This window comes from Sulfitobacter sp. UBA4523 (assembly GCF_002388305.1).
Lineage (GTDB): Bacteria > Pseudomonadota > Alphaproteobacteria > Rhodobacterales > Rhodobacteraceae > Sulfitobacter > Sulfitobacter pontiacus.
Genome location: NZ_DGMH01000056.1, coordinates 1857 through 10834 on the forward strand (window position 1 = coordinate 1857; position 8978 = coordinate 10834).

The following is an 8978-nucleotide window of genomic DNA, read 5'->3' on the forward strand; positions in this document are numbered from 1 at the left end:
GCGTTTTGCTTCCAAATGGTTGAAAATCCTCGCCGAAGGCATCCGCCCCCTGCCGCCCACACCGCCCCATTGCAATTGCAGCACCCAAGCGCCATATAGAGCCCATAGGGAAAGGCCCCTGCCGTCCGCATATCGGTGAAGTCCTTGATCAAGAACACACCTTCAATCTCGCGGATTGACGGGCAACGCGGACCCCCTTCGACTTTTGCGAGAGCAGGAGTGTTATGATGACAACCCAAAACCATCCCACCGCCGTACCTTCGGCTGATGTGTTGAAATCCCAAGCCAAACGGCTGCGCGCGGACCTTGCGGCCCAAGGCACAGCACTGTCCCATGCGGCGACGCTGGAAATGGTGGCCCACCAATGGGGCGCGCGCGACTGGAACACGCTGAGCGCCCAGGCCGCCGCCCCTGCGCAGGGCTGGACGCCCGGGGACCGCGTGCAAGGCCGCTATCTAGGCCATCCCTTTACCGGTGTGATCAAGGCGGCGCGGCTATCGGGCAGTGGCATGTGGTCGCTGACCCTGCGCTTTGACACGGCGATTGACGTTGTGACCTCGCCCCGGTTCAGCAATATGCGGCGGCAGATCAATGCGGTGGTCGATGCGCAGGGGGTCTCCCCGCGCAAGACCTCTGACGGGCAGCCGCATCTGGTCCTGACCTAGCGCCATCACTCCCGAACCATCGCGCCTGTCTGGGTCCGCTCAGGCAGGCGCATCTCCGTCGCGCACCACATAGGTGTGGATCGTAAAGACCACCGCGTCGCTTTCGGGCAGACGCAGGATGCACTGCCGCTCTGACCGGATAAAGGGCATGTCGCTGCCTGTTTCGCGCCGCCGCGGCTGGTGCAGATCCGCATCCGCATAGCGCAGTTTATTGAACCGCCATAGGGGCCGCCCTGCGCGCACGCCGTCAAACAGACGTTGCACACGCCGCGCGATATCGGCGTCATATTCCTCGACCTGGGCGTGAATGCCCGTCAGGGGTTGCTCTATCTTGTCCGCCAGCCGCCAGTTCGCCGGAAAGCACAGTGCCGCAGCGGTCAGCACATGTTCATCGCCACGCTTTTGCAGGATGCAGAGGTCTTCTTGCACCAGATGCGCCAGCGTCCACAGCGGTTGCGACCGGTCCAGCGTGACCTTGCGCCCGTCGGGGCAAACCACCGCATCAGCCCCGAGGGTGAAACCGAAACGCGGCAGAAGGGTCAGCGCCTCGGACAACAGCTCTGCAGCGGCAGGTCTGGCGGGTTCGCTTTGGTAGAAAACAGCCTCGGGTCGGTCCGCCAGCAGCGCTTCGCGGTAGACCATCTGCGGCGCGTAGGCTTCGTCCATCAGCAGCCAGTCCTCCGCCCCGCAAGGCCCCGTGCCCGGCAATCCGGGCGTGCCGGTTTGCGCGTCCGGTAGTCTGGTTTGCAATATCACGGGCATGAGGTCTCCTTTTTGGTCAGCGGATGAGGGCTAGCCGCGGGGGGCAGCCGGGGCGAAACCGGCGGCGTGGCGCATAGGCCCGCTGCCGGGGCGCAGCCTGCTACGGGCCATGCCTTCGGCGAGGATTTAGGGCCATTTGGAAGCGGCTGTCAGTTCTTCAGAGCGTCTTGCAGCGCCGGCAGGAAACGTTGTTCGTAGTCACTGCCGACCAGCGGGCCGGCGTAGCGGAACAGAACCGTGCCGTCGCCCGCAATGATGAAGGTCTCTGGCGGGGCGGTGACGCCCCAGTTGATGGCGGTGCGCCCCTGCGGGTCAAAGGCGACGCCTTCGAAAGGGTTGCCATCATTGGTCAGGTAGCTGGTTGCGGGGCCGACTGTGTCTTTGAAGTTGACCCCGATGATCGACAGCCCCTGCGCCTGCATATCAAGCAACTGCGGATGTTCGGCGCGGCAGGGCGGGCACCAGCTGGCCCAGAAGTTGACCAGCGTCACCTCGCCATTGGTCAGCACATCCGGTGCCGCGGCGGGAAACCCTTCCAGTGGTTTTTCCGGCAGCGCGGGGGCCATCTGCCCCACCAGCGTCGAAGGCAGCCCTTCGGGATCGGGGCGGAACATGCCAAAGGCGGCAAGAGCCACGAAACCGGCGAAGACCAACGGTGGCGCGATCATGAGCGGAGAGATTTTAGCCATCTTTACGGGCCTCTATATCAGCAAGTGTGGCGCGGGCCTTGCGCCCTTTGTTCAGGCTCAGCCCCACCAGTCCCGCCAGCAGCAGCAGCGACAGCCCATAGGCGGCCAGCACCTCGGCGGCGTATTTCCCAAGTTCCGGCATCATGCGCCCCTTTCGCTGCGCGCCAGCAGCGCGCGGGCGCGGCGCAGGCGGATTTCGGTCCCTGTGCGGTACAGAACCAGCGCCAGAAACAGCAGGCCAAAGCCGACCATACTGATCAGCAGCGGGTAGAAAAACACATCCGACACGGTACGCCCACCGGTGGCCAGCGGGACAGAGGTGCCTTGATGCAGCCCCTGATTCCAGAACTTGACCGCATAGCGCGACAGCACCGCAAAGACCGAGCCTACCAGACACAGGACCGAGGTCAGGTCTGCAGCGGTATCGGGGTCCTCGACCGCTTCCCACAGGGCGATATAGCCAAGGTAGAAGAGGAACAGGATCAGAAAGGACGTCAGCCGTGGATCCCATGCCCACCAGGTGCCCCACATCGGTTGCCCCCAGATCGCACCGGTGATCAGCGCGATCACTGTCATGGTAACGCCCACAGGGGCCGCCGCCTTGGCCGCAAGGGCGCTGACGTGATGCCGGCGGATCAGCCAGACCAGCGAGGCCACCAGCATCATGAACCACGCGTTGATCGCCATCAGCGCGGCGGGCACATGCAGGTAGATGATCTTGACCGTCGATCCCTGACGGTAATCATCCGGCGTGCCGAAAAAGCCCCAGCCCAGACCGACCACCAGACACAGCGCCGCCCCCCCCCAGACATAGGGTTGCACGCGGGCCGAGAGGCCTAAAAATTTCACCGGATTGGCGTATTCCCATAAAGACATGGCGGGGTTCTATCGCTCCGTTTCCTGGCACTCAATGGTCAAAAGCGCGCACTCACCTTAAGGTCATCCGCAGCACCGCGGCAGAGGCGAAGGGCATGAGCGCGATGGTGCCAAAGGTGATGCCAGCCAGCAGGGTCAGAGGGGTCGTGGCATCCAGCCCCATTGCGCCGCGGCGCGCGGCCTCTGCCCCGAAGATAAGCGTCGGTACGTAAAGCGGCAGCACCAGCAGCGACATCAGCAACCCGCCGCGTTTGATACCCACGGTCAGCGCCGCGCCAAAGGTGCCGATCACCGACAGCGCGGGCGTGCCCAGACCCAGCGAGGCCACCAGCCACAGATACCCCGCGGGCGCGAGGTTCAGCATCACCCCCAACACAGGGGCCGCCAGCACCAGCGGCAGCCCTGTCGTCACCCAGTGCGACAACGCCTTGACGCTCAACGCCGCCTCAAGCGGCAGCGGTGCCGTGGCCAGCAGGTCCAGCGTGCCATCCTCGTAATCCAGCGCAAGCAACCGGTCCAGCGAGAGCAGGCAGGCCAGCAGCGCCCCCAGCCAAAGCACACCGGGCGCGATGGTCCCCAACAGATCGGGGTGCGGCCCGACCGAGAAGGGCACCAGTACGGTCACAATCAGGAAGAACGCCAGCCCAAGGCCAAAGCCCCCGCCCGCCCGAAAGGCAAGCATCAGGTCACGGCGCAGCAAGGCGATCACAGGAAAGCCTCGTCACTGGCACCGCTGCGCTGTGATGGCTTGGCGCGAAACGGGGTGATGTCAAAGCGATCCGCCTTCAGGCCAAGGTCGATATGGGTCGCGATCAGCGCCGTGCCGCCGGCCCCCAGATGCGCCGTCACCGCGGCGGCGAAAAGCCCGACGGCGGCGGCGTCCAGCGACACGGTCGGCTCGTCCAGCACCCAGATGGGCCGCCCCGTGACCATCAACCGCGCCAGCCCCAAGCGCCGCTTCTGCCCCGCAGACAAGGTGCCTGCCAGCCGGTCTTGCAGCGGCTCAAGGTCATAGGCGGCCAATGCGTCAGAGATATCGCGTTGCCCGAAGACCTGCGCCCAGAACGTGAGGTTTTCGCGCACGCTCAGCATCGCTTTCAGCCCGTCGGCATGACCGGCGTAGGCGATGGTTTCCTCTGCCCCGTCGATCTGCCCCGACAAGGGCGGTTGCAGCCCCGCGATGCAGCGCAGCAGCGTGGTCTTACCCGCCCCGTTCGGCCCACGCAGGATCAAGGCAGCCCCCGGTTCAATCGCAAAGAACACCCCGTCCAGCACGGGCACACCGCCGCGCGCGACGGCAAGGTCGGTGACACGCAGGGTCATATCAGACGGGGATCATGGCCAAGGCGATGCGACGGCCTTCGCTGAGCAGGACGTTATACGTCCGCGCCGCCGCGGGGGACGACATCACATCAACCCCGATGCCCGCATCTTCGAGCGTGCTGCGCAGGTCGGCCGGGATATGCGCAATCTCGGCCCCGGTGCCGATGAACAGGATGTCGATCTTGCCCGCCAGCGCCAGCAGCGGTGCGTGATCGTCAAAGCCTTGCCACGCAGAAACCCCAGAGGTGCCTGCGATCACAGGCCCTTCGAACACCGTGCCGCCAATGCGGAAGAAACCGGGGCCATAGCCTTCGACGGGTTTGGCATCCGAATACACGACCTCGTTCAAACGCATGATGTTCTCCTTCTCGCGGGGGCTGCGCGATCATAGCGGATCACGCGCGGACAATACAGGTCAACTGGCGGTGAAATGGGGCGGGCCCTATGAGTAAAGCGTCGCGCCGGATGCGGGCGCGGAACGGTGCTGCCAGCAAGGGTGTGCCCTGCTGGCAGCGAAATATATTACGCGTCGATGTTGGCGTATTGGCCGGTGTTATTGTTGTCTTTCTTGGACCAGTCGCGTTTGACGCCCAGAAACAGCACGACGTTCTTGGCCACATAGACCGAAGAATAGGTGCCCACAACAACGCCCCATGTAATCGCGAAGACAAAGCCACGGATCACATCGCCGCCCAGAACCAGCAGCGCGATGAGCGCGAGCAAGGTGGTGCCCGATGTCATCAAGGTCCGGCTGAGGGTCTCGTTAACGCTGAGGTTCATGATCTCGCGCAGGTCGCGTTTCTTGTATTTGCGCAGGTTTTCACGCAGGCGGTCAAAGATCACCACGGTGTCGTTGATCGAATAGCCGATGATGGTCAGGATCGCCGCGATCACCGCCAGATCGAAGCGGATCTGCAGGGCCGAGAACACGCCAATGGTCAGCACCACATCGTGGAACAGCGCCGCGACCGCCCCGACAGAGAACTGCCATTCGAACCTGAGCCAGATGTAGATCAGGATCGCCCCGAGGGAGGCGGCAACCGCCAGAAACGCGGTCTGGATCAGCTCGCCCGACACTTTGGGGCCAACGGATTCGACCGAGGTGAAGACGATGTTCGGGGCAACGGTTTTCAACGCTTCCTCGACATTCTGGATCATCTCGGGGGATGCGGCCTCTTCGCCCTCCTGGGCCTGGATGCGCACCATCGCGACATGTTTGGTACTGTCGCTGGCAGGGTCAAACACCTCTGAGATGGACACATCGCCAAGCTCCAGCGGTTCCAGCGCCGTGCGGTAGGCCGCCACGTCCACGGCTGCGTCGCTTTGCGTGCGCAGGGTCGTCCCGCCGCGGAAGTCAATGCCGTAGTTCAGGCCCATAGTGAACCACACGGCCAAGGCCAGCAGCACCGCCACACAGGACGCCCCAAAGGTCAGTCTGGCGTGTTTGAAGAAGTCGATATTCGTATCGTCGGGGATCAGTCTCAGCCGCATGGTGCGCGTTCCTATACCGTGATTGTCTTGGGACGGCGGCGTTCAAACCAGAACACCACGATCAGACGTGTGACGAAATACGCCGTAAAGACCGACGTGACGATGCCAAGCCCCAGCGTCACCGCGAACCCGCGCACAGGGCCGGAGCCAAGCACAAAGAGGATCGTTGCAATGATGAAGGTGGTGATGTTGGCGTCCAGAATGGCGCTAAGCGCGCGTTCATAGCCAAGGCTGATGGCGCGGGCCGGTCCCTTGGCGGTCTTGAGCTCTTCGCGGATGCGTTCAAAGATCAGCACGTTGGCGTCCACCGCCATACCCACTGTCAGAACGATCCCAGCGATACCGGGCAGGGTCAGCGTGGCACCAATCAGGCTTAGCAAGCCAAAGATCATGCCGACGTTGATGATCAGCGCGATATTGGCGAACAGCCCGAACAGCCCGTAGCTGGCCCACATAAAGAACAGTACCGCGGCAAAGGCGACGCTGGTCGCGATCTTGCCCGCGTCAATGCTGTCCTGACCCAGTTCCGGCCCGATGGTGCGTTCCTCGACAAAGGTCAGCCCCGCAGGCAAGGCCCCTGCCCGCAGCAAGACGGCCAGATTGGTGGATTCCTCGACCGTGAAGTTGCCGGTGATGATGCCCGACCCGCCGGGGATCGCGCTTTGGATGGTGGGGGCGCTGATGACCTCGTCATCCAGCACAATGGCGAAAGGCGCGCCGATGTTCTCTGCCGTGTAGGTGCCGAACTTGCGCGCGCCGGTGGTGTCAAAGCGGAAGCTGACAGCGGGGCGGCCGTTCTGGTCAAAGCTGGGCTGCGCATCGACCAGTTGTTCGCCGGTCACGACGGGCGCGGTTTCGATGATGTAGAAGACACCGGGCGCTTCGGCGTCGGGCAAAAGCGAATTGCCCAGACCCGGTGCCGCGTTTTCATTGGCACCACGGTTCACCACGGGGTTAAACGTCAGCTGCGCGGTGGTCCCGATGATCGCTTTCAGCTCTGCGGCTGACCCGATGCCGGGCACCTGAATAAGGATACGGTCCGCGCCCTGACGCTGGATCGTGGGTTCGCGTGTGCCCACCTCGTCGATGCGGCGGCGGATGATTTCCAGCGACTGCTGCATCGTGCGCTCGTCCGTGGCCTGTTTTTCGGCATCGGTCAGCGTGATGGTGATGATGTCATTGGCACCGTTTACCACGATGTCGTTTTGCCCTGTGCCCGTCAGCGACTGCACGGGGCGGGCCAAGGCACGGGTCGCCTCTAAAGCTTGTGCCATGACAGATGCATCGTTGATGCGCACGCGCAGCTCGCCCTTGGGGGCGTCAACGCGGCGGACTGGCGTGATCGAGCGTAACGCATCGCGGACCTCGGGCCAGGCGGCTTCCATCCGGTTGGCGTAAACGTCTTCGACATTCACTTCGGCCAGCAAATGGGCCCCGCCGCGCAGATCGAGGCCAAGGTTAACCAGACGTTCCGGCATCCACTCGGGCCAAAGCGCCTTTTGCGCCTCAAGCTCGGGGGTGGCGCCAGCAACGCTGATCGCCTTAACCGCATCATTGTGCTGTTCGACGGGACCGTAAAACGCATTGGGCAGCGCCAACCACAGGCCAGCGGCACAGGTGAGGATGATCAACACCCGTTTCCACAGATCAATCTGAAGCATGGTACTGCCCTTTTCTCGACACGCCCGAAGGGGCGCTTACTTGGCTGGTTCGGTCTTGGAGACGACGGTGGCGATGGTCGATTGCACAACGCGCACTTTGACGTTGTCGGCCAGTTCGACTTCCAGCTCGCCGTCATCTTTGACTTTGACGACTTTGCCGATCAGACCGCCAGCGGTGACCACTTGATCGCCACGACGCAGACCGTCCACCATTGCCTTATGCTCTTTCACCTTCTTTTGCTGAGGGCGGATAAGCAGAAAATACATGATCGCGAAGATCAGGATCAGGGGTACAAATTGCTGAATGGCTTCCATGGAGGTCGTCCTTTGTGTTGGGCGCATGCCGCAAACGGCCTGCCGTCTAAGTTTGGCGGAACCTATGGTCAGACGCGGGGCTTTGCAAGGTGGGTTCCGGGGGGAAATGGCGCTGCCCGGTGTCGCAGCCTGCAATAAGCTGTTTGCGCAAGTATCCAAGGGCGCGATCCCCCCCGCGCATCCACATCTGGCACCGCGATCCACAATCGGGCATAACGCGCGCAACGCAGATCATGCGACTCGGACGACAAAGGAACAGCCCATGCACGACATCAAAGCCATCCGTGAAAACCCCGATGCTTTCGACGCGGCCCTCGCACGGCGCGGCGACACCCCTGTGAGCGCGCAGGTACTGGCACTGGACGAGGCACGGCGGGCCAAGATTTCAGCAGCGGAAACGGCGCAGGCCGAGCAGAACAAAGCCTCCAAACTGGTGGGCGCGGCCAAGGCCAAGGGCGACGAGGCGGAATTCGAACGTCTGCGCACCTTGGTCAGCGACAAGAAGGCCGAAGTCACCGCCATGCAGGCAGAGGCCAAGGATCTGGACGCGCAGTTGACCGACATGCTGGCGCGCATCCCCAACCTGCCCGCCGATGATGCCCCCGATGGCGCGGACGAGGCTGACAATGTCGAAGTGAACCGCTGGGGCGATGTGCCGGCGTTTGATTTCAAGGCGAAAGAGCATTTCGAGATCGCCAGCGTCGCGGCGTCGATGGATTTCGAAACCGCCGCCAAAACCTCCGGCGCGCGCTTTGTGATGCTCAAGGGGGCCGTGGCGCGGATTCACCGTGCGCTGGCGCAGTTCATGATCGACACCCATGTCGATGAAAACGGGCTGACCGAACATATGACCCCCGTGCTGGTGCGCGACGAGGCGATGTATGGCACCGACAAGCTGCCCAAGTTCGGCGACGACAGCTATCAGACCACCAATGGCTGGTGGCTGATCCCCACCTCCGAAGTGACGCTGACCTATTCGGTCGCCGGTGACGTGCTGGAAGAAGCCGCCCTGCCCCGGCGGATGACCGCCCACACCCTGTGCTTCCGCTCCGAGGCGGGCAGCGCGGGCCGCGACACCTCGGGCATGCTGCGCCAGCACCAGTTCGAGAAGGTCGAGATGGTCAGCATCTGCCGCCCCGAGGACAGCGATGCGGAGCATGAGCGCATGACCAAATGCGCCGAGGGCATCCTCGAGG

At 63.2% G+C, this 8978-nt stretch carries 12 protein-coding genes; 2 read left to right on the plus strand and 10 right to left on the minus strand.

The window, feature by feature from the left end; all coding sequences use genetic code 11:
* The first annotated feature begins 227 nt into the window (after positions 1 to 227).
* Positions 228 to 665, plus strand: coding sequence for a glyoxalase superfamily protein (locus B3849_RS13995; RefSeq protein ID WP_278425887.1), 438 nt, complete (start codon positions 228 to 230; stop codon positions 663 to 665).
* A gap of 39 nt (positions 666 to 704) precedes the next feature.
* Here B3849_RS13995 and B3849_RS14000 read toward each other — a convergent pair whose 3' ends face one another.
* The 10 genes from B3849_RS14000 to yajC form a co-directional block, all read right to left on the minus strand.
* Complete coding sequence (locus B3849_RS14000; protein WP_278425886.1) at positions 705 to 1427, minus strand: heme-dependent oxidative N-demethylase family protein; 723 nt, start codon at positions 1425 to 1427, stop codon at positions 705 to 707.
* A gap of 149 nt (positions 1428 to 1576) precedes the next feature.
* Positions 1577 to 2116, minus strand: a complete 540-nt coding sequence (locus tag B3849_RS14005; protein ID WP_037943946.1) for a DsbE family thiol:disulfide interchange protein — start codon at positions 2114 to 2116, stop codon at positions 1577 to 1579.
* The gene (gene ccmD, locus B3849_RS14010) at positions 2109 to 2258 is read right to left on the minus strand and encodes a heme exporter protein CcmD (protein WP_414718051.1); all 150 of its coding nucleotides are present in this window, start codon (positions 2256 to 2258) and stop codon (positions 2109 to 2111) included. The genes B3849_RS14005 and ccmD overlap by 8 nt, the downstream gene beginning before the upstream one ends.
* Positions 2258 to 2992 carry a heme ABC transporter permease gene (locus tag B3849_RS14015; protein WP_184582487.1) on the minus strand — a complete coding sequence of 245 codons (735 nt, stop codon included), beginning with the start codon at positions 2990 to 2992 and terminating at the stop codon, positions 2258 to 2260. The genes ccmD and B3849_RS14015 overlap by 1 nt, the downstream gene beginning before the upstream one ends.
* A gap of 52 nt (positions 2993 to 3044) precedes the next feature.
* A complete protein-coding gene (gene ccmB, locus B3849_RS14020) occupies positions 3045 to 3701 on the minus strand; it encodes a heme exporter protein CcmB (protein WP_278425883.1) in 657 nt (218 codons plus the stop codon).
* The gene (gene ccmA / locus B3849_RS14025) at positions 3698 to 4315 is read right to left on the minus strand and encodes a heme ABC exporter ATP-binding protein CcmA (RefSeq protein ID WP_286780310.1); all 618 of its coding nucleotides are present in this window, start codon (positions 4313 to 4315) and stop codon (positions 3698 to 3700) included. The genes ccmB and ccmA overlap by 4 nt, the downstream gene beginning before the upstream one ends.
* A gap of 1 nt (position 4316) precedes the next feature.
* Entirely contained in the window at positions 4317 to 4670 is a 354-nt protein-coding gene (locus tag B3849_RS14030) for an Mth938-like domain-containing protein (protein WP_005852646.1), read from the minus strand.
* Between the two features lie 167 nt (positions 4671 to 4837).
* Positions 4838 to 5806, minus strand: a complete 969-nt coding sequence (secF, locus tag B3849_RS14035; protein WP_037943943.1) for a protein translocase subunit SecF — start codon at positions 5804 to 5806, stop codon at positions 4838 to 4840.
* An 11-nt stretch (positions 5807 to 5817) separates the two neighbouring features.
* On the minus strand, positions 5818 to 7467 hold the full coding sequence (secD, locus tag B3849_RS14040) for a protein translocase subunit SecD (RefSeq protein ID WP_037962867.1): 1650 nt from the start codon (positions 7465 to 7467) through the stop codon (positions 5818 to 5820).
* Between the two features lie 36 nt (positions 7468 to 7503).
* Positions 7504 to 7782, minus strand: a complete 279-nt coding sequence (gene yajC / locus B3849_RS14045; protein ID WP_005852640.1) for a preprotein translocase subunit YajC — start codon at positions 7780 to 7782, stop codon at positions 7504 to 7506.
* Positions 7783 to 8044: 262 nt separating this feature from the next.
* Between yajC and B3849_RS14050 the strand changes: the two genes are divergently transcribed.
* The coding region (locus tag B3849_RS14050) for a serine--tRNA ligase (RefSeq protein ID WP_286780311.1) at positions 8045 to 8978 on the plus strand (934 nt) is incomplete at its 3' end.